Consider the following 21,137-nt stretch of genomic DNA (forward strand, 5'->3'; position numbering starts at 1 on the left):
CGCCACGCGGCGGGCCCGATATTTCCTGCCCCTTGTCTTCAGGTCTTCGCCATGTCCTCTTCCAGCCTAACCGTAAAGAAGCTCGCTAAAAATTATGGCCAGTTCGTGGCCCTCGCCCAAACCGACCTGACCGTCGCCGATGGGGAGTTCCTGACCCTGCTCGGTCCTTCCGGCTCCGGCAAAACCACCTTGCTCAGCCTGGTGGCCGGCCTCACCCATCCCGATGGCGGCGAGGTGTCCATCGGCGACAACGATGTGACGTACCTGGCGCCCCATCATCGCGACATTGGTGTGGTGTTCCAGAACTACGCGCTATTTCCCCACATGACGATCCTGGAGAACATTGCCTTCCCGCTGAAGATGCGCAAGGTCCCGGCGACTGAAGCCCGTGAGCGGGCCATGGCCGCCCTGGACATGATCAAGCTGCCGCACATCGCCCAGCGTTATCCCAAGGAGCTGTCCGGCGGCCAGCAACAACGGGTCGCGCTCGCGCGCTGCATGGTCTATCGCCCCTCGATCATCCTGATGGACGAACCCCTGGGCGCGCTCGACAAGAAGCTGCGCGAACACATGCAGCTGGAGATCAAGCGCATTCACCGGGAGCTGGGAACCACCATCATTTATGTGACCCACGACCAGGAAGAGGCGATGACCATGTCGGATCGCATCTGCCTGATGAATGCCGGGAAGATCGAGCAACTGGGCACCCCCGATGACCTGTACTTCCGCCCACGCACGCTGTTCGTTGCCGACTTCCTCGGTGAGTCGAACCTGCTGCCGGCGCAGATCGTCGCCTCCCAGGACGGGGTGCTCGATGTGCTGGTCGGCAGCCGTGGGATCAAGGCCAGCGCCACGCCAAACGGCGAGAACCTGCCGGGCGCGCACATCCACATCATGGTCCGCCCACAGAACATGCTGATTGCCAAAGCCACGGCCGGCGACGTGCGCCATCTGCAGGCGAGCGTCAGCGATGTGATGGTCACCGGCAGCCTGACCAAGGTCTACATGAGCACCGAGGAGGAAGGCATTCCCGCGCTGGTCTCGGCCTTCCCGACGCGGGTCAATGGCGAGAGCTTCCAGCGCGGCGACAAGGTCTCCCTGTCCTGGCACGCCTCGGACGCCGTTGCCATCACCGAACAACCCAAGGCGGCGTTCCCATGAGCCTGTTTACTTCACGCGCAGCCTCTGCGCCGATGCCCGCCTGGGCCAAGAACAGCCTGATGATCGCGCCGTTGCTGGTGCTGCTGGCAGTGTTCCTGGCCTATCCGGTAGGCCGCCTGCTGTCGTTGAGTATCCTCGGGCCGGAGGGCTTTTCCCTCGACGCCTACCGGCACCTGTTCGCCTCGAGCCTGTACCTCAACGTGCTGTGGATCACCTTCAAGATCTCCCTGGCCACCACCGTGCTGTCGGTGGTGCTGGGCTATCCGGTGGCCTACCTGATCTCCACGGCGCCAGCCAAGCTCAAGAGCCGCCTGGTGTTCCTGGTGCTCCTGTCGTTCTGGACCAGCTTCCTGGTCCGGGCATTCGCCTGGGTGGTGATCCTGGGACGCAACGGGGTGGCCAACAACTTCCTGATGTCCCTGGGCCTGATCGACCGACCGATCAACCTGCTCTACGGCACCGGCGCGACCCTCACCGGCATGGTTCACGCGATGCTGCCGCTCGCCGTCATGACCATGCTCGCGGTGATGGAGAACATCGACCGCAGCCTGCCCCGCGCCGCTTCGACCCTGGGCGCGCGTCCGGGCACGGCCTTCTGGACGATCTACTTCCCGCTGTCGATGCCCGGCGTGGCCGCCGCCACCATCATGGTGTTCGTCACTGCCATCGGCTTCTTCATCGTTCCGGCACTGTTGGGTGGACGCAAGGAAACCATGATCACCCAACTGATCATCGATCAGGTGCAACAGACCCTGAACTGGGAACTGGCCGGGTCGATTTCCGTGCTGTTGCTGGTGGTGGTGCTGGTGGTCTTCGTGATCTATGACCGGATCTTCGGCTTCGCCACCCTCACCGGCGAAGACCCGTCCGCCCAAGCCCGCCGCGACACCCTGGCGCGACGTGCAGGCAGTGCGGTGCTGGCGGGCATTGGTGCGGTCAGCGACTGGCTGATCGCGCGCCTGTCGTTCAAGCGCCGGCGCAAGAGCGCTGAAGGCACGCCGCTGGTGCTCAGTGTCTTCGTCTGGACCGTGCTGGTGCTGATCAGCCTGCCGGCGCTGCTGATGATCCCGATCTCCTTCAGCAGTGCCGGCCTGCAGTGGCCACCTTCGGGCATGACGCTGCAGTGGTACGAGCAAATGCTCAATACCCCGGTCTGGACCCAGGCCCTGGTGCGCTCCCTGACGGTGGCGACCGGCGCGGGCATTCTGTCGATGCTGATCGGCGTTCCCGCAGCGTTTCTCCTGGCCCGCGGCAGGATCCGTGGCAAGGCGATCCTGCTGGCGTTCCTGCTGTCGCCGATCATCGCGCCACGAGTGATCATCGCCCTCGGCCTGTTCTACATGTTCGCCGAGCTGAAGCTGGTCGGTACGTCCATCGGCCTGATCATTGGCCACACCGTGGTGTGTGTGCCCTACGTGGTGATGACCATGATCGCGGTGCTGCGCAACTATGACCAGCGCCTGGACCTGGCCGCACAGAGCCTGGGGGCCAGCCCCCTGAGAACCCTGCGCCACGTGACCTTCCCCCTGCTGGGCGCCGGGATGTTTTCCGCGTTCCTGTTTGCCTTCGCCACCTCGTTCGACGAACTGACGATTGCGCTGTTTTCGTCGGGCGGCCTCAACGCCACCTTGCCCAAGCAGTTCTGGGACGAGGTGACCTTGCAGGTTTCACCGGTGATTGCCGCCGTCTCTACCTGCTTGCTGATTTTCATCACCCTGCTGATTTTCGGCGCCGATCGCCTGCGTCAGCGCAGCCTGGCGCGCTGAGCGCGTAACCCATGATCAAAGGAGAAACATCCATGCTCAGTTCTGAACACCTCAAAGGTATTTTCCCGGCTATTACCACGCCGGTGCAGAGTGATGACACGATTGATGTAACCGCCACCGAAGCGCTGTTCAGTTGGTTGACCGGGCAAGGCGTGGACGGCGTGGTGCCGTTGGGCGGCACCGGCGAGTACGGTGCCCTGTCCAGGCATGAGCGGGTGCGCTTCGTCGAACTCTGCGCCAAGCTCGCCGACCAGCGCATGCCAGTGATCTGCGGGGTGCTGGACACCGGCTATCACGACGCGATGACCGCGGCGCAGGACTTTGCCAAGGCCGGCGCCGATGGCCTGCTGGTGATCACGCCCTACTACACCAACCCGACCCAACTGGGCATCCGCGACTACTTCCTGCGCTACGCCGATGAGTCGCCGCTGCCGATCCTGATCTACGAGATTCCTTATCGCACGCGGATCTCGATCGATCCCGGGGTGCTGCACGAACTGTCCCGGCATGAACGCATCATCGGCATGAAGGCCTGCAACACCGACATGTACCACTTCCTGCGGGTGATCGCCGGCGTCGATCCTGAGTTCGCCGTACTCAGCGGCGAAGACACGTTGTTCCCGCTGCAAGTGGCGGCGGGTGCAACAGGCGGGATCGTGGTCACGGCGAACCTGCTGCCGAAAACCTGGCGCCGGGTGTTCGACCTCGCCAGCGCCGGCAAAACCGCCGAGGCGCTGGCGCTGCACCGGCAATTGATTCCGCTGATGAACCTGGCGTTTTCCGAAACCAACCCCGGGCCGATGAAGTCGGTGATGGACCTGATCGGGGTCAACGCCCCTGCCCTGCTCGCGCCCCTGCGTGAGCCGAAGGAAGATCTGCGTAATGCACTGAGAGTCGAATACAGCAAACTTCTGGACATGTTCGAGAAGGCCCCAACCGCGGCCCGCTAGTTCAAAACAACGGCTGCCACGCCAGTGCCCCTGCGCTATGCAAGGGCACAGGTGAATGCCACAATCCAATGTCATGACATTTATGGACCGCTCAACAAATGCCGAATTCTCGCCCAACCAAAACCACAAAAAAAACTGCAAAAGAAGCAGTTGGCGATCCTCGTAATTCGTCATTGTATGTCGGCTCTACTGAAAAGACCTTTCAGATACTGCATGCCTTCGACCATCCGAAACGACAAATGCCGCTCTCGGAAATAGCCACCTTGTCGGGGCTTGATCGCAGTGCCGCACAACGCCTGGTATTTACCCTGGAAGCCCTGGGATATCTACGCCGCGTACACAACACTCGGGATTACGCACTGACTTCCAAAGTGCTGCAGTTTTCCTACAACTTTCTGTGCGCCCATGAGTTGCTGCACAAGGCCGCGCCGTACCTGGTGGACCTGAGCAGTACCCTGGGCGAAACCACTAACCTGCAAGAGCTCGATGGCCACGAAGTGGTCTACGTGGGGCGCTATCCGGGCCGGCACTTGATCAACGTCGACATCATGGTCGGCAGCCGCCTGCCCGCGATATTCACCGCTTCGGGCACCGCCATCCTGTCCCACTGCAGCGCTGAAGAGCGGGAAGCGGCGATCGAGGCCACCCAACTGCGGGCACTGACCCCGCATACCGTCACCGACAAGGGTTTGTTACTCGAACGCATGCAGCGCGCGGCTGAAACCGGCTACGCGATCATCGCCAATGAAACCGTACTGGGAGATATTGCCGTGGCCTCGGCCATATTGGATGAACATGGCCATGCAATCGCGGCCATTACTATCGCGGTACCGACCACTCGCTGGACTAAAGAACGCGCCGAAGAAGAACTCGCCCAACATGTTCAAGTGGTGGCGACTTCCATTTCCGCGAAGAAGTTTTTCTCCTGAAACCCGCATCAATTTCATAACTTAGCGCGTACATCGGCAATCAATAACAACCGGGCTTTATAAGTCTCGGTTGCGTTTGCCTGCATGTCTGGACGAGGGCTTATGTCATCCTTATTGAACTTTATTGATTACCGGGCCCGGGCCAGGCAACGGTTGCCAAAGGCACTGTTTGAATATATCGATCGCGGCAGTGAGGATGAGCAGGCACTGCTACGCATCCGTTCCAGCCTGGACCAGATCACGTTGACGCCTTCCCTGCTCAATGGCGTCGATCAACCGGAGCTGCGCACCCCGTTGTTGGGGCAAGCGCTGGCCATGCCGCTGGTCATCGCGCCCACGGCATTGGCGGGACTGGTGTCGTTCCAAGGGGAAATAAAACTGGCGCGCACCGCGCGTGACCTGGGCATTCCCTTCTGCGTTTCCACCCAGTCGGTGACCACGGTGGAAGAGATCCGCAAGCAGGTGCCGGATGCCAATCTGTGGTTCCAGTTGTACGTGTGGAAAGACCGCAACCTCACTCGCCAGTTGCTCGAACGCGTCCAGGCGGCCGGGGTCGATACCCTGGTGATCACCGCCGACACACCGGTCAGTCCGAAACGCGAATACAACGTCAGGAACGGCTTCTCTATTCCCTTGAAACCCAGCCTCGCGCTGCTGCTGGATGTGCTGGGACATCCCTCTTGGCTGGTGTCGGTCTGGTTGCGCCAATGGCTGGCGAGCGGGATGCCTTCCTATGGGCATTACCCGGCGCAGTTTCGCGGTGCGGTCACCCAACAGACAGTCCATGAGGCGGTACGCCTGGAAAACCGCCTGACCTGGAACGACATCCGGCAGATCCGCAGTGGCTGGCACGGGCGTTTGGTCATCAAGGGCGTGTTGAGCCCCCAGGATGCGTTGCTTGCCCGGGACGAAGGTGCGGATGCCATCGTCGTCTCGGCCCATGGCGGACGTAATCTCGACATCGCGCCCGCGCCTATCCAAGTCCTGCCGGCCATCGCCGAGGCCGTCGGCGGCGACCTGCAGATCATTGCCGACAGCGGCGTGACCCGCGGCAGCGACGCGCTCAAGTACCTGGCGCTGGGAGCGGATGCGGTGATGGTCGGGCGTTTGCCGCTGTGGGGCCTGGCAGCTGCCGGCCAGCAAGGCGCCAACGACAGCCTGCGGATGCTGCGCAACGAAATGGAACTGGCCATGACCCTGCTGGGTGCGCACTCCGTGCGCGACTGCAGGAAGGCCAATGTGCTCGGGCGGCAACGCGCCCTGTTTGTCAAACCAAGCCCTGGGGCTTATCCGGAGATCACCGCATGAACGTACTTTTTATCGGTTACGGACGCATGGGCAGCGCCATGGGCGAAGCCTGGCTGGCCAACGGTCTGGTTGACGCAGTTAGCGCCGTCGATCCGCATCCACAGGCGGGCCTGCGGGCAACCCTGTACCCGGATCTACAGGCCATTGCACCGCAAGCCTTCGACCTGATTGTGCTCGCGGTCAAGCCCGACAAAGTGTGCAGCGTCGCGGCGTCCCTGCCGGACCTGATTTGCCAGGACGCGGTAGTCATCTGCGTCGCCGCCGGCATCTCCTGCGACGCCCTCGATCAGGCGCTGGACCGTCGCTGCCCGGTGATCCGGGCGATGCCCAACACCCCGGTGCTGGTGAATGCCGGCTGCACCGGGCTGTACGCCGACGCCCGGCTGGATGCGACACGGCGCGCCCAGGTCGGCCAACTGTTCGACAACGTCGGACGTAGCTACTGGCTTGAACAGGAAAGCCTGCTGGATGCCGTCACCGCGATCTCCGGCAGCGGCCCGGCCTACTACCACCTGTTCAGCGAAGCCCTGGCCCAGGCCGGCGTCCTGCTCGGCCTGCCACCGCAACTGGCACTCAACCTGGCCCGCCAGACCGCCCTGGGCGCCGCACGCCAGCAGACCCAGGAAAACGCAGACCTGGTCGAACTGCGCACCGCCGTCACCTCCCCCAACGGCACCACGGCAGCGGCCATCAGCGTGTTCGAACAGAACCAGGCCCTGCGCCAACTGATTAAAACCGCAACCCAGGCAGCCCATGCCCGTTCCCAGGCGTTATCGGCGGTGTAGGAGCGAGCGCCCGCTTGCGGCTTGCTCGCGATGAGGCCAGCACAGTCAACATCGATGCTGCCTGACACACCGCCATCGCGGGCAAGCCCGCTCCCACAGATTTCGATGGGTGTATGCAAAATCTGCGGGCACCACAAAACCACTGTAGGAGCGAGCCTGCTCGCGATGGGGCCAGCACAATCAATATCGATGGTGCCTGACACACCGCCATCGCGGGCAAGCCCGCTCCCACAGATTTCGATGGGTGTACGCAAAATCTGCGAACAGCCAAAATCACTGTAGGAGCGAGCTTGCTCGCGATGGTCGTCAACGATGACGTTCCAAGCCTGATTCACCGCGGCGCTCATGCGTCCTTCGCGAGCAAGCTCGCTCCTACAGGGCTAGCGGGGGTATGCAAAACCGGTGGCTGGGACTCAGCTTTTGCGTTTCGCGGAGATCGAGGAGGCGGTGGAGATCAGTAGGTCGGCGTAGCGGCGCATGTCCCGTTCGGCGACCCAGCGTGAACGTGACACTGCCACGTTGACCGCGCCAATCCCGCGCCCGGAACCGTCGAGAATGGCTGCCGCGGTGGACACGTCGCCGTAGAAAAACTGGTCCTCGACGTGGGCAAACCGCTGCTGGCGCACCTGCTCCACGTTGGCCCAGATCTGCCCACGGTCAGTGATGGTGGCCGGGGTGTGCTGGACGAACTGGCTGCGGTCGAAGATGTCGTTGACCTCGTCATCCGGGTAGGTCGCCAGCAACGCCAGGCCCGGTGCGGTGCACCAGGCTGGCAAGCGGGTGCCGACAATTACGTTGGCGTTGAACACATGACGGCTGACGATCCGCTGGACAAACACAATGTCGGTGTCGTCCATCACCGTGAGGTTGGTCGCCTCCTCGGTTTCCGCGCTCAACTGCTGCAAGTACGGCGCGGCTCGGTTCACCAGCTCACTGGAGCTGAGGTAATGAAAGGTGAAATCAAGCAGCTTGGGGGACAACTCATACTTCTTGCCCTGGTCCTTGTTCAGGTAGCCCAGGGTGGCCAGGGTATGGGTGAAGCGCTGCGCCGCGCTGAGGTCCATGCCCGTCAGCCCGGCAATTTCCGACAGCGACAGTTGCCGCTGGCTGCCATCGAAGGCCATGAGCACTTTCATGGCCTTCTCCACGGATTGCACGTACAGCGAGGAAGCGGTGGGATCAGTTGCCGGTTTTTTCGGCGGGCGGGGGTTGGCCATGGGTGCTTTACATCGCGTCGTGAAATGAAAGAATGCGGTTTGCTGGACACAGTCTATCGCTATTCACTGACAGCCTGTCACCTGGCACGAATTCTTAGTGAAATTCCCCGCCTGAACCTGCCTCTACGCCCGCTGCCCCTGCCCGTCCCACGCACCGTCGAGGGTGCGCGCCAGCAGGTGTTTCTTGATCCGCTCGCTGGGGGTCATCTCGAAGCTGGCGATTGCCCGGTAGTACCGCGGCTGCTGGTACGACGCCAGGCGCTGGCTCGCCCACTCCACGATGGCGGGCCAGTCGACCTGCGCATGTTCCTCGAACTGCACATAGAGGAGGATTTCCTGCTCGCCAATGCTCGATTGCACCCCCACCGCCGCACAGGCCCGCACCGCCGGATGACTGCTGAACACCCGCTCCACTTCCCAGGCCGACACGTTCTCGCCGCGTACCCGCATGCTGTCGGTCCGGCGCCCGACGAAGAACAGGTCGCCATCGGCATCCAGGCGCGCCATGTCACCGGTGTACAAACGTCCGTTGCGCAACGCCTGGGCAGTCGCCGTAGGGTTATCCAGGTAGCCAGGCAGGAACACGCCCTCCACGCTGCTCGACAGCACGATCTCGCCCAACTGCCCAATACCGACCGGCTGGTTTTCGGCGTCCAGCAATTCCAGGGTCAACCAGGGTAGCGGCTGGCCCACAGAGCCCGGCTTGTTGTTGCGATTGAGGGTGGCGAAGCTGGCGCATTCGGTCATGCCGTAGCACTCGCGCAACTGGCAGCCGAAACGCTGTTCGATGGCCGCCCAGTTGTTCAGGGACACCCCCGCCCCCCACAAGGTGCGCAGGCTATGCGCGGTCGGCCAGGTGGCGGCATCCTGTTGCATGAGGATGTCCAGCACCCCGCCCAGGTAATGCAACTGCGTGGCCCCGACCGCCGCGCACTGGCCCCAGAAACGACTCGCGGAAAAACGCTGCACCACGTTCAACTGGACGTCGTCCAGGAATGGCAGCAACAACATTTGCGCGCCACCGATATGGCACAGGGGCTCCCACAACAGCAGGCGATCGCCCGCCTGCACATCGGCCACCAGCAACACTGCCTCGCCGGCGATGCGCATCATCCGATGGGTAAAGATCACTCCCTTGGGGGCACCGGTGGTACCCGAGGTGTAAATCAGGCACAGCGGCGCATCGCTGGCGCTGTCCAGCCATTGCAACGGCGCATCCGGATACTCCTCGGCGGCACGCTGCAAGGCGGTGATCGACTGGTACGGTAAAGCAGCGGCCGCACCCTGGCGCAGCAGCGGCTCGAACTCGGCGTCCGCCACCACCAGTTCGGGCCGGGCGTGTTCGAACGGATAATCCAGCCCCGGGCCGCGCAGCCGGGTATTGATTGGAATCCACACCAGCCCGGACAGGATCAACGCGTAGATCAACACGATCTGCTCGTCGCTGTTGCCCAGCATCACCGCCACCCGTTGCCCGGGGCGCAGCCCTTGCGCGGCCAGCACCGCCTGCAGGGCCGCGACCCGGGCCCGCAGTTCGGCGGTTTGCAGCGAGCGCCCCTCGAAGGTGATACGCACCCGGCTGTCATCGTTCATCAGGCCGGCATGAATCAGCGGCGCGGCCGTCAATGGGTCGTCGGTGATGCGCTGGGGGAAAAATTCGCTAGGAAAGTTTTGCATCGTTCAAGAGCCTTGGCGTTTGGAAAGAGAGCGTCGCGCGACCCATTGGGCGACCACCACGAACAGCACGATGAAGCCCAGCAGCGTGGTGGATACCGCCGCCAGCGTCGGCGTGAGCGCCAACTGGATGCTGTCCCACATTTGCTTGGGCAAGGTGGTGTTGATCCCGCCGCTGACGAAGATCGCGACAGTCAGGTCGTCGAACGAGGTAATGAACGCCAGCAGGAATGCCGACATCAGGCTGCCCGCCATCAACGGCAGGGTCACCGTGCGCAACCTGGTGAAGGTCCCGGCACCGAGGATCCGGGCCGCATCGTCCAGGCGCATGTCGTATTGGCGAAAGGCCGCCGCCAGGGTCACCACCACGTAGGGCAACGCCAGCACCGTATGCCCGAGCACCAGGCCCAGGTCCTTGCCGGCCAGGCCCAGGCGGGAGAACAGGTACAGCAACCCGAGGGCGATGACGATGCGCGGCACGATCAGCGGCGCGATGAACAAGGCGAACAGGCCCTTGCGCCAGCGCGCCGACATGCGGGTCATGGCCATGGTCGCGCCAAACCCCAGCACCAGCGCCAGCAACGCCGTCGCCACCCCCACGCCAAAGGAGCGCAGCAATGCCGCCTGCCATACCGGCGAGGTAAAGAACTCGATGAACCACTTGAAGCTGTAGAGCTTGGGCGGGAACGCAATGAATGGACTGCTGGTAAAGGCCAGCGGAATCACCACCAGCACCGGCAGGATCAGCAGCAACACCAACAGCACGCTGTAGCCCGGCAGCATCACCCCATCACCACCGCGCGGGCGCCCGGAGCTGAAGCGTGAACAGAAATGCCCGATGGCGAACAACAGCCGCAGGCCCAGGCCGGACTGCCGGCCCTTGGGTGCTTCGCCGCCGAGGGAAGACAACCCCGCGACCCGGTCGTAGATCACGAACACCAACAACGAGCAGATCAGCAGCACCACCGACAGCGCGCCGGCAAAGTGCATGTCGAACAGGTCGAGTACCGAGGAGATGACCAATTGGGCGACCATCATTTCCCGCGGCGAACCCAGCAGCGCCGGCACGATGAAAAAGCCCAGGCTGGTAATGAACACCAGCAGCGCAGCGGCGGCGATACCCGGCGCCGACAGGGGCAGGAAGATACTGAAGAAACTCATCGGGCCACTGGCGCCGAGGGTTTGCGCGGCGGGTGCCAGGCGCTGGTCGATACTGCGCATGATCGGCAGCAAGGTGATGACCGCCAGCGGCAGCATCGAGTGGACCATGCCGATCAGCACGCCGGACAAGGCCGGGACCATCCCGGACGGATTGTCGATGAACTGCGCCACCAGGCTGGTGACCAGGCCCTTGCGCGACAACAACAGCATCCAGGCGTACGTCTTGACCAGGTAACTGGTCCAGAACGGCAGCATGATCCACAGCATCCAGCGCTCGCGGCCCTGGGGCGACAAGCGCGTCAGCAGGTAGGTCACCGGGTAGGCCAGCAGTACCGAGAGGATCGCAGTCAACGCCGAAATCCAGAAGGTGATACCCAGCACCCGGCCATAGACCGGCGTCGAGGCGATGCGTTCGAAGTTGCTCAGGCTCAGGTCGCCGGCGCTGTCCTGGAAGCTGCCCATGAGCATTTCGGCGACCGGCAACAGAAAGAACACCGCGAGGAACAATAGGGCCGGGATCGCCGGCAACAGCCGTCTAGGCAGGCTCATGGCTGCGCCTGCGCAGGCAACAAGGTGGCACGGTGGGCGTCCCAGGTGATGCCGACGGCGTCGCCAACCCGCGGGTTGATGTGGCGCGCGCAACGCACGCTGAACCGGGCGCCCGAAGGCAGGCGAATCAGCGCTCGCGTATCGCTGCCGAGGAACACGCATTCGTCGACACTGCCCACCAGCAGGCCGGCACTCGGCTCGGTCAGGCGCGCCGCTTCCGGGCGCACCAGGACGAAGTGGTCCGCGCTGTCGACCTTGGCCGACACCTCGTGGCCTATGCAGCCGCTGAGTTCCAGCAGGCGTCCTTCGACGTGCAGTTGGCTGGCACTGGTGCGCTTGCCCTGCAGCACGTTGGAGTGGCCGATGAACTCGGCGGCGAACAGGCTGGCCGGGCGGTCGTAGAGCTCCTCGGGAGTCGCCAGTTGCTCAATGCGTGCCTTGTTCATCAGGCAGATGCGGTCCGACAGGGTCAGCGCTTCTTCCTGGTCGTGGGTCACGTAGATGAAGGTCGCGCCCAGCTCCTTGTGCATGCGGCGGATTTCCAGCTGCATGTGCTCGCGCAGATTCTTGTCCAGCGCCCCCAGTGGTTCGTCCAGCAGGATCACCGAGGGCCGATAGGCGAAGCAGCGCGCCAGGGCAATACGCTGTTGTTGGCCACCGGAAAGTTCACTGGGATAACGATGGGCGAACTCGTGCATGCGCACCATTTCCAGCGCCGCATCGACCGCGGTTTCCAGTTCGCGCTTGGGGTACTTGCGCATGCGCAAACCGTAGGCGACGTTGTCGCGCACGCTCATGTGGGGAAACAGCGCATAGCTCTGGAACACCAGGCCGATTCCGCGTTTGCCGGGAGCGATGTGGGTGGCCTCCTGGCCGTCGATCAGCAACTGCCCACTGCTGGGTGGCACCAGCCCGGAGATCATTTGCAACAGGGTCGACTTGCCTGAGCCCGAAGGCCCCAGGAGCGTCAGGAACTCCCCTTCGCGCACCTGGATATCGGTGGGCTGCAGCGCGACGAACTGGCCATAGGTTTTGCCCAGGCCACGTGTTTCGAGTTTTACGCTCATGCAACGACTCCCTTACGACAAGATCCAGGCGTTAAACCGTTCAGTCACCTGAGTGCGGTTGGCTTCCCACCATTGCGGGCTGGGCAGGCGCATGTTCTTCAGGTTCTGCGGCGCGGTGGGCAGCAGCGCGGCCCGTTCGGCGGGGATCTGCTCGAAGGATTTGCGGTTGGTCGGACCGTAGGCCAGGTCATTGGTGAAGGCGGCCTGGCGTTTGGCGTCGGCGCAAAACCGCACGAATTGCTTGGCCATCTCGGCGCGCGGGGTGCCTTTGGGAATGGCCCAGCCTTCGATGGAGTACAGGCCCTGGTTCCACTCGATCTGCACCGGTGCACCGTTCTCCAGCGCGGCCTGGGCGCGACCGTTCCAGATCGAGATCAGGTCCACTTCGCCGCTCTGGATCGCTTGCATGGCCTGGGCTCCGGAGGTCCACCACAGGTCGATGTGCGGTTTGATCCGGTCCAGGCTCTTGAAGGCCCGGTCGACGTCCAGCGGATACAGCGCGTCCAGCTCGACGCCGTCGGCCAGCAGGGCCTGTTCCAGGGTGTCCAGCGGACTGCGGCGCAGGCAGCGGCGACCGGGAAATTTCTCGACGTTCCAGAAATCCGCCCAGGACTGCGGGGCGTTGTTGGCAAAGGTGTCGGTGCGATAGGCCAATACCGTGGAGTACACATCGACGCCGAGGAAGTTCGGGGTAATGGCCTCCGGCAGCAGGTCCGGAAACTCTTCGCTGCTCAAGCCGATCGGCTCGAGGAAGCCCTGGCTCTCCAGGTAGGGGATGTCGGCCGAGATCGTCAGGGTGGTGACATCCCAGACGAAGTTGCGGGTCTTGACCATGGCCGCGAGCTGCGCGACCGGCTGTGCTTCGCGGGCGACGCTGATCACCTTGATCCCGGTGGCTTGCTCGAAGGGGTCGTAGAACGCGATGCGATAGGCCTTGGTGTAGGGGCCTCCGGGGTCGGAAACAATAATTTGCCGCGCACTGGCGCGGACCACGCTCGGCAGGCTGCAGGCCAGTGCGAGGGTCATGCCGGCCTTGAGCAGATTTCGACGGTCAGGGCTTTCTGGATTATTCATGAAGGACTCCTGCGAAAAACGAAAGCATCGATAAAAGGCGAAGACATCGGCAGTTCACAAGGTCGTGGGGGTTGCCGGTGAGGGTACGTTGCCGCCGCCGTGCGCATTGTTGTAGCCACCGACCCACTAGGCCGGCGGCGAGTACCAGGGGTGAATCAGGCCTGTTTGGCCCGTTGCTGGAAGAACGCTTCCATCATGCGCGCCGGCTCACCGGAGTCGTACGCCTCTTTCTGCAGGCGCTGGCCGGCTTCGATGGCGCTCTTGAAATCGGGGTCGCTCATTTCGCGGAAACGCTGCTTGTCCAGGCGCATGGCCACCGGCGGTTTGTTGGCCAACTCGTTGGCCACCTGCAGGGCTTTGGCGAACACTTGTTCGGCCGGCACCATGTAGTGGATCAGGCCGATGCGGTGGCACTCCTCGGCGTCCATCAGACGCCCGGTCAGGGTCAGCTCGATGGTGCGCGACATGCCCAGCATGCTGTTCATGATCCACGGCCCGGTGGTGCTTGGAATGCCCGAGTTGATCTCCGGCTGGCCCATGCGCACGCCCGGATGACCGACCCGGATATCCCCCAGCAGCGCAACCTGGAAGGCGGAACCTGCCGCCGTGCCGTTCAGGGCCATGACCAGTGGCTTGGACAGCCCCCGCAAGGTGGCGTAGTAGCGTTCCCACTCACCGACCCATTGCACTGCGCGCTCACCATCAAAATCATGGGCTTCGGAGAGGTCCTGCCCCGCCGAAAAAGCACGGTCCCCCGCGCCGGTCATGATCACTGCCTTGATCGACGCGTCGGCGTCATAAGCCAGCAAGGCGTCGATGATTTCGTCACGCATGGCGGTGGTCCATGCATTCAAGACTGCCGGGCGATTGAGGGTGATAACTGCCACGGAACCTTGAGTTTCTAGCACAATGTTTGACATGGTTATCTCTATGCAATAGTTGATGTCTAATTACGATATAACCATATTGTTTTACCCGCAAGCGGAAAAATCCACTCGCGGTTGGGCGGTCAAAAATGGTGCATGAGAGGGGACCCTGGCGACAGCCGGGCGACTGACAGGGATTCGAAGAGGGATTATGCGCGAGGGGGCGTGGGCTGTTCAGGCGCGAGGGCAACAACGCCCGCGATCAGCCCCTGCTGCTCGACAATAGGAAGGGTGATCCGAACCGGGCTGCTCGAATCAACCCTTGACCGCCGCTTCGATCGCCGCGATATCGATTTTTCTCATTTGCATCATGGCGTTGAACGCACGCTTGACCACCGCCCGATCGGGATGGGTGAATGCGGCCGTGAGGACACGCGACGTGATCTGCCACGACAGCCCCCCCCACTTGTCCTTGCACCAGCCGCAGGCGCTCACCTCGCCACCGTTGCTAACTATCGCATTCCACAAGCGATCCATTTCGGCCAGATCGTCGGGCGCCACTTGGAATGAGAACGCCTCGCTATGGCTGACCCCGTTCCACCGTTCAATCGCAGGCGAGGAATGCCCATGAGCCTGAATTCGACCGTCAACACTTCGCCCTGCTTTCCCGCCGGATATTCGTCGGGGTGCAATGAACACCGCCCACCGCACTATCGAGGAACGTCGCAGCGTCCAGCTCGCCGCCGTCGTACCCAATTATGTTTTTGCTGACCATTTTGGCTCTCCAGAATGAGGACAGAATTCTAACTGCGCAGTTTGCGAGGAGCAGCCGCAACACCGCCTAAACGGAACAGCACAGCCACACACCTCCAGCCGCTTGCTCCAAGGGGAAAACGGGATGACCGGTAAAATAGTACGCCAATGCTCGCTATGGGGCTTGCCCGCCCTGCTCGCCATCAGCCTGCTGACAGCGGCATACTCAAGCATAGCTGCCACGGCGCTTTAGACGCGCCTCTAGCATCGCCGCCCAGTGCTACGCAATGCACTGCCCACTGCTGGAGAAAGCGGGCTGGCCTTGGGCGTCAACCTGGACATCTCCCGCAGAACGTCGATGGATAGGCGCTGCAACTTCACGCGCGCCGCAGAGGAACTGCTGATTGTTGGCGCCGACACCGAATTGACCTAGTTGCCGAGATGTCACTGACCCAGTCTGATTCCTCGCAAACCATTGCCTGCTCTAGATTAGTGCCGATGTTGAGGTGGGTCAGTTTTCAACCGGTGTTGACACAGGAGTGTCTGCAACCAGGCGCAACACTATCCAGCGTTGCCATCAGCCACGGCATCAATGCCAACGTTATCCGCAAGTGGCTACCACTTTTTCGAGATCAGCTACCAGCGGCGTTGCCGGCTTTCGTTCCGTTGAAAGCTACGCCTAAACGGCAGGTGGAAGCGTTGGCGACCATTGAGTTGCCGCTTGGCGAGCAATCGATCACAGTGAAATGGCCAACGTCCGATCCTGGAGGCTGCGCCCGCTTTGTCCGTGGACTCACTCAATGATTCGCATCGACGCCATCTGGCTCGCCACCGAGCCCATGGACATGCGTGCCGGCACTGAAACTGCGCTGGCCAGGGTGATCGCGGTGTTCGGTGCGGCGAATCCGCACTGTGCTTATCTGTTCGCCAACCGCCGCGCCACTCGTATGAAAGTGCTGGTGCATGACGGGATTGACGTCTGGCTGGCTGCTCGCCGGTTGAACCAAGGCAAGTTTCACTGGCCGGGTATTCGAAATGGCTGCGATGTGGAGCTGGATACAGAGCAACTTCAGGCCTTGGTGCTCGGTCTGCCTTGGCAACGCGTTGGGGCTGGCGGTGCAATCACACTGCTCTAACGCCCGCCATTAGCCCATTGGTCTATCGCCGCAAACGGCTTGCTCTGGCAAAATTCGCGGCATGACTTCATCGCCCAATCTCGACCAAATGTCCCCTGACCAACTGCGTGCCCTCGCGGCGCAGTTGCTGTCCCAGGTGGATTCTCTCGGGCAGCAAGTCGACCGGATGGGCAAGAAGAACGACCGCGACCAAACCATCATCGAGCAGCTCACCCACGAAATCGCCTGGTTCAAACGTAACAAGTTTGCCAAGCGCAGTGAGCAACTGAGCCCTGCCCAAGGCAGCCTGCTCGACGACCTGCTCGACACCGACATCGCGGCCATCGAAGACGAACTGAAGGCGTTGAATCCGCTGGCTGCGCCGGCCGAGCCACGCAATCAGCCCAAGCGTGTTTCCTTGCCAGCGCAGTTTCCGCGTACCGTGATTTATGACGAACCCGACACCACCCAGTGCGCCTGCGGCTGCCAGCTCCAGCGCATCTGCGAAGACGTCAGCGAGAAGCTGGATTACATCCCGGGCGTGCTCACCGTCGAGCAGCATGTGCGCGGGAAATGGGTCTGCCGCAAATGTGAAACGCTGACTCAGGTTCCGGTTCCGGTTCCGGCCCAGGTAATCGACAAGGGCATCCCGACCGCTGGGCTGCTGGCTCACGTGATGGTAGCCAAGTTCGCCGACCATTAGCCGCTGTATCGGCAATAGAAAATCTTTGGCCGCGCCGGCCTGGCTATCGCCCGCTCGACACTGGCGCAGTGGGTCGGCCAAACTGGCGTGCAGCTCCAACCCTTGGTCGACGCACTGCGCGAAACAGTGCTTGCTCAAGGCGTAATCCACGCTGACGAAACGCCGGTGCAGATGCTCGCGCCGGGCGAGAAGAAAACTCATCGCGCTTATGTCTTGGCCTACTGCACTACGCCTTTTTCGGCGCTCAAGGCAGTGGTGTACGACTTCAGCCCAAGCCGTGCGGGCGAACATGCACGCAACTTTCTTGGCCAGTGGAATGGCAAGCTGGTTTGCGATGATTTTGCCGGCTACAAAGCCAGCTGCCAGCAAGGCATCACCGAAATCGGCTGCCTGGCCCACGCCCGCCGCAAGTTTTTCGATTTGCACGCGACGAATAAAAGCCAACTGGCTGAGCAGGCGCTGCACTCAATTGGCGGGGTGTACGAAATTGAACGGCAAGCGCGGGAAATGACCGACGAAAATCGCTGGCGAATACGCCAGGAAAAAGCGGCCCCCATTATCGACGCACTGCATACCTGGATGTTGGCCCAGCGCGATCTTGTGCCCGAAGGGTCGGCTATCGCGAAAGCTCTGGATTACAGCCTCAAACGCTGGACGGCACTGACTCGATATCTCGAGGACGGGGCTGTGCCCATAGATAATAACGCCGTCGAAAATCAGATAAGGCCGTGGGCACTTGGACGCTCGAACTGGTTGTTCGCCGGGTCGCTATGCAGCGGTAAGCGGGCAGCTGCAATCATGAGCTTGATCCAGTCAGCCCGCATGAATGGGCATGATCCTTATGCGTATCTCAAAGATGTGCTGACGCGCCTGCCGACGCAGCGAGCGAGTGAGATCGACCAACTGCTGCCACAGCATTGGGTCTCGGCATGACGTCCTCAACCTGAGGGTGCTCTTGCATTAGAATGACCGCTCAACTCATATGGAACAGGACTGATCCGAATGGAAGCGCGAGCCACTTTTTCCGCCAAGAATTTCAGACCAACTGACCTGACTCCCACGCCCGAAATTACAACAGGCTTACCAGTGTCGATCAGCTCCATGGAAAAGTCCTATACAGGAGCTATCGATGGTATTTCTTCAACAGCCTTTACTGCGGCGTTCGACCAAGCGTCAAGAAGGGGCAGCTACATCGCGATGGAGAGCTTCAAGGGTACGGTGAATGGGGTAGAGGGTTCCTTTAACTTCATTCATTCCGCCTCCACTACCGGAATTGATCGTGCAGATGAGTTTTTCTGCATAGTTGGAGGCAGTGGTACGGGTGGTTTGAAAGGGATATCAGGGTCAGGAGGGATCACAATTGACACCGATGGAACGCACCATATTTGGTTGAATTACCGCCTCGAATAATTTAACAAGCCGTAAAGGGCATCGCCCCTGACGCATCAGGGAGGCGTCTTCGCTAGGTGCTTACCCTCATTTCGGCTCTGCAACAAGCGATACGCGCAATGCGATGGCACTGCGTGCACTGGAAAATTTGCTTACGGGTCTCGAAGGACGGCAACCGAGAGACCTCGTGAATACTCACGGGTTAGAACACAGATGGACGCAGTGACGACAAGGACGCTGGCAGTATGGCCGCAGCACAGGATGGAGCGCGGCTTGTAGTTTGGAGCACCTACTCAAGCTTAAGCGACTCCAAATAAAACCGACTATTTGCCTGTGTTCCCCGCCTACTGTTCTCGCCGACGCGCGTCCTGATTTTGATGCTAGGCATTATTCTTTTTCAGGCTTTCGGGGCTGCCAGCGCACAGACCATCCATCACCAAATTCATCAATCTGGCGAGACGTAAGCGCCATTCGCTCTGGGCATCCATTTGCCATATTCCCGCGATGGCTAGAAAAAAGTCGTCGTTTGTAATGCCGCTACGAATCGTCCCGGCCTTCTCATTAGCCCTCAAAAGCAACTCGGCTGCTGCTTGGACTGGAGCGTATCCTGACTTCCCTGGGAACTCGTAAACCGAAGCAGCTTGTTGGATCGCAGCAGCGAGTCCTGCCTTTGTCATTGCATATTCAGCGAGGCAGTCCATCCACTCTCGGAGGGCTTCCTTAGGTGGTTTTGTCGCAAGTAACTCTTCCGCCAAGGAGGCCACCTGCTGCATTTCGAATTGATAGACCTCGAATACCAACTTCTCCCTAGTAGAGAAGTGACGATAGAACGTGCCTTGGCCTACCCCTGCCTTCTTCGCAATCGTACTTAACGGAATCGTTGGATCGCTCGTCAGTTCTATTACTGCGACCTCCAGAATCCGTTCCCGGTTTTTCTTGGCGTCAGAACGCATAACCAAATCGTGAGTCATGAACAAAATTTTCCTTCACTGCATTGCTAATCGGACAATTGTCCGGTACGGTTTGGAAGTGGACAACTGTCCGCTTAGGCATCGTTTCTGGAGTTTACTATGAACAGCACTGGCAACACGATTCTGGTTACTGGCGGCACCTCAGGCATCGGCCTAGGTCTGGCGCTAAGACTTCACAAAGCGGGCAACAAAGTCATCATCGCGGGACGTCGCAAGTCTCTGCTCGACAAGATCGTGTCGGAACACCCTGGCATTGAATCAGTATTGCTGGACGTCTCTGATGCCCAATCCATCCAACGCACCAGCGAAGCGCTTGCGATCAGCCATCCGAATCTGAACGTTCTCATAAACAACGCTGGGATCATGCACTGGGAGGATCTGACTGATCCGGGAAGCCTGAGCACAGCCGAGGATATCGTGACGACGAACTTACTTGGCACGATTCGCATGGTCTACGCATTCACTCCCCATCTGATCAAGCAGACCAGTGCAACGATAGTGAATGTCAGCTCGGCGTTAGCATTCGTACCGCTGCCAGCCACACCGACCTACAGCGCAACTAAAGCGGCGGTTCACTCGTTCACTCAAAGTCTTCGAGTGCAGCTAGAAGCCTCGCCAGTCGAGGTCATCGAGCTTGCGCCACCGGGGGTACGTACCACCTTACTTGGGCAGGAAAATGACGAGCACGCGATGCCGTTGGAGGATTTTTTGGATGAAATCTTCGAACTGCTCAAGACTGTTCCGACCCCACTAGAACTCGTAGTCGAGCGCGCCAAGCCATTACGGTTTGCTGAAGCGAGCGGTTCACATGATGAGGTGTTGAAAATGCTCGCCGGATACAAACCACCAGCAGAGTAACGTTTACCTTGTGGACACACCTGATGCGTCCAAATAAGCAGCTAGCATCTGCCTACTGGGCGCACAGTTTTTTTATTGCTCCTATTCATCTTGGGAAAAGGGCGGGAAAGCTGATCATCCAATTGGAGCGCATAGATGGATGCGGTGCGCAATCTCACGCCCATAAATTTGGCTACCAGCGGAGCAGTTCGATACTGCCTGAATCGCTGGCCTACGCATCTGGCAAGTGGCCATTCCCTACCGCATGACCAGGCGTCCGCCTCAAATCACAGTAACAGCAAGGCATATTCCACTTAGCTAGATGAGCCATTCGTCGAGCGCCGAAGGCGTCGGTTGACAGGGCAACTCTCCTTCTAGAATATATAGTGCACTATATAATAGCGAGCTATGAAATGACCTCAAACCGGGAGCGGGTAGGTACCCAGCTGTCTTTTTCACTCTACGCGGCGGCAAATCGGGTCGTGCGATTGCACAAACCCTATCTGGAGCCGTTGGGCCTAACCTTCCCTCAGTACCTGGTCATCCTGGAGCTTCTAAACGGTTCGCCACTCACTGTTGGTGCACTCGGAACCCGGCTTTCGATGGACGCTGGAACCATAACGCCATTGCTGAAAAGGCTTGAGGCTGCCGAACTCGTCAGCCGCACACGGGATCCTATCGACGAGCGCCGCGTGATGATCGATCTGACGCCTAATAGCCGCATGTTGGAAGCTGACATTCGGGGAATCACTAGCAAAATTAAGTCAGCTTGCCAGCTTGATGAGCAGGGTATCGATGAGCTTCGACAAACACTCGATGCGCTCGGTCATCCGGCCACCGACTGAGTATTTTTCACGCTTGC

Annotated in this window: 19 protein-coding genes and 1 pseudogene; 12 read left to right on the forward strand and 8 right to left on the reverse strand. The window is 60.8% G+C overall.

Annotated elements, in window-relative coordinates; translation table 11 throughout:
• Positions 1-105 precede the first annotated feature (105 nt).
• The 6 genes from ACZYR5_RS11645 to proC all read left to right on the forward strand — a co-directional run bounded on the left by ACZYR5_RS11645 (position 106) and on the right by proC (position 6,899).
• Positions 106-1,161, forward strand: a complete 1,056-nt coding sequence (locus tag ACZYR5_RS11645; protein ID WP_489089758.1) for an ABC transporter ATP-binding protein — start codon at positions 106-108, stop codon at positions 1,159-1,161.
• On the forward strand, positions 1,158-2,927 hold the full coding sequence (locus ACZYR5_RS11650; RefSeq protein WP_320332519.1) for an ABC transporter permease subunit: 1,770 nt from the start codon (positions 1,158-1,160) through the stop codon (positions 2,925-2,927). The genes ACZYR5_RS11645 and ACZYR5_RS11650 overlap by 4 nt, the downstream gene beginning before the upstream one ends.
• 32 nt (positions 2,928-2,959) lie before the next feature.
• Positions 2,960-3,877, forward strand: a complete 918-nt coding sequence (dapA, locus tag ACZYR5_RS11655; RefSeq protein ID WP_489089757.1) for a 4-hydroxy-tetrahydrodipicolinate synthase — start codon at positions 2,960-2,962, stop codon at positions 3,875-3,877.
• 98 nt (positions 3,878-3,975) lie between these two features.
• A complete protein-coding gene (locus ACZYR5_RS11660) occupies positions 3,976-4,806 on the forward strand; it encodes an IclR family transcriptional regulator (protein WP_489089756.1) in 831 nt (276 codons plus the stop codon).
• Positions 4,807-4,908: 102 nt separating this feature from the next.
• Complete coding sequence (locus ACZYR5_RS11665; protein ID WP_489089755.1) at positions 4,909-6,114, forward strand: alpha-hydroxy acid oxidase; 1,206 nt, start codon at positions 4,909-4,911, stop codon at positions 6,112-6,114.
• Positions 6,111-6,899: a pyrroline-5-carboxylate reductase gene (gene proC, locus ACZYR5_RS11670; RefSeq protein WP_489089754.1), complete on the forward strand. Its 789-nt coding sequence runs from the start codon at positions 6,111-6,113 to the stop codon at positions 6,897-6,899. Before ACZYR5_RS11665 ends, proC begins: the two co-directional genes overlap by 4 nt.
• Before the next feature lie 413 nt (positions 6,900-7,312).
• Here the strand turns inward: proC and ACZYR5_RS11675 are convergent, their stop codons facing one another.
• From ACZYR5_RS11675 to ACZYR5_RS11705, 7 genes are all read right to left on the reverse strand, one after another.
• Complete coding sequence (locus ACZYR5_RS11675; RefSeq protein WP_256585534.1) at positions 7,313-8,116, reverse strand: IclR family transcriptional regulator; 804 nt, start codon at positions 8,114-8,116, stop codon at positions 7,313-7,315.
• Between the two features lie 123 nt (positions 8,117-8,239).
• A complete protein-coding gene (locus tag ACZYR5_RS11680) occupies positions 8,240-9,793 on the reverse strand; it encodes an AMP-binding protein (protein WP_489089753.1) in 1,554 nt (517 codons plus the stop codon).
• A 3-nt stretch (positions 9,794-9,796) separates the two neighbouring features.
• Complete coding sequence (locus tag ACZYR5_RS11685; protein ID WP_401126830.1) at positions 9,797-11,500, reverse strand: ABC transporter permease subunit; 1,704 nt, start codon at positions 11,498-11,500, stop codon at positions 9,797-9,799.
• The gene (locus tag ACZYR5_RS11690) at positions 11,497-12,567 is read right to left on the reverse strand and encodes an ABC transporter ATP-binding protein (protein WP_489089752.1); all 1,071 of its coding nucleotides are present in this window, start codon (positions 12,565-12,567) and stop codon (positions 11,497-11,499) included. Before ACZYR5_RS11690 ends, ACZYR5_RS11685 begins: the two co-directional genes overlap by 4 nt.
• Before the next feature lie 12 nt (positions 12,568-12,579).
• Positions 12,580-13,641, reverse strand: a complete 1,062-nt coding sequence (locus ACZYR5_RS11695) for an ABC transporter substrate-binding protein (protein ID WP_095170803.1) — start codon at positions 13,639-13,641, stop codon at positions 12,580-12,582.
• Positions 13,642-13,796: 155 nt separating this feature from the next.
• The gene (locus tag ACZYR5_RS11700; RefSeq protein ID WP_401126827.1) at positions 13,797-14,561 is read right to left on the reverse strand and encodes an enoyl-CoA hydratase/isomerase family protein; all 765 of its coding nucleotides are present in this window, start codon (positions 14,559-14,561) and stop codon (positions 13,797-13,799) included.
• A gap of 261 nt (positions 14,562-14,822) precedes the next feature.
• Positions 14,823-15,218: a VOC family protein gene (locus tag ACZYR5_RS11705; RefSeq protein ID WP_489107620.1), complete on the reverse strand. Its 396-nt coding sequence runs from the start codon at positions 15,216-15,218 to the stop codon at positions 14,823-14,825.
• A gap of 483 nt (positions 15,219-15,701) precedes the next feature.
• On the opposite strand from ACZYR5_RS11705, the gene ACZYR5_RS11710 reads away from it, so the two are divergent.
• From ACZYR5_RS11710 to ACZYR5_RS11725, 4 genes and pseudogenes are all read left to right on the forward strand, one after another.
• Positions 15,702-16,064, forward strand: coding sequence for a transposase (locus ACZYR5_RS11710; RefSeq protein ID WP_489089750.1), 363 nt, complete (start codon positions 15,702-15,704; stop codon positions 16,062-16,064).
• Positions 16,061-16,396, forward strand: a complete 336-nt coding sequence (gene tnpB, locus ACZYR5_RS11715; RefSeq protein WP_489089749.1) for an IS66 family insertion sequence element accessory protein TnpB — start codon at positions 16,061-16,063, stop codon at positions 16,394-16,396. Before ACZYR5_RS11710 ends, tnpB begins: the two co-directional genes overlap by 4 nt.
• A gap of 61 nt (positions 16,397-16,457) precedes the next feature.
• Positions 16,458-18,011 (forward strand): annotated as a pseudogene (gene tnpC, locus ACZYR5_RS11720) (IS66 family transposase).
• Positions 18,012-18,080: 69 nt separating this feature from the next.
• Complete coding sequence (locus ACZYR5_RS11725) at positions 18,081-18,488, forward strand: DUF3224 domain-containing protein (RefSeq protein ID WP_489089748.1); 408 nt, start codon at positions 18,081-18,083, stop codon at positions 18,486-18,488.
• A gap of 359 nt (positions 18,489-18,847) precedes the next feature.
• Here the strand turns inward: ACZYR5_RS11725 and ACZYR5_RS11730 are convergent, their stop codons facing one another.
• Entirely contained in the window at positions 18,848-19,438 is a 591-nt protein-coding gene (locus ACZYR5_RS11730; RefSeq protein WP_489089747.1) for a TetR/AcrR family transcriptional regulator, read from the reverse strand.
• A gap of 99 nt (positions 19,439-19,537) precedes the next feature.
• Here ACZYR5_RS11730 and ACZYR5_RS11735 point away from each other — a divergent pair, with 99 nt between their 5' ends.
• Positions 19,538-20,296: an SDR family oxidoreductase gene (locus tag ACZYR5_RS11735; RefSeq protein ID WP_489089746.1), complete on the forward strand. Its 759-nt coding sequence runs from the start codon at positions 19,538-19,540 to the stop codon at positions 20,294-20,296.
• A gap of 392 nt (positions 20,297-20,688) precedes the next feature.
• Positions 20,689-21,120, forward strand: coding sequence for a MarR family winged helix-turn-helix transcriptional regulator (locus ACZYR5_RS11740; RefSeq protein WP_489089745.1), 432 nt, complete (start codon positions 20,689-20,691; stop codon positions 21,118-21,120).
• Positions 21,121-21,137: the final 17 nt, after the last annotated feature.

The organism is Pseudomonas sp. F007 (assembly GCF_057814275.1).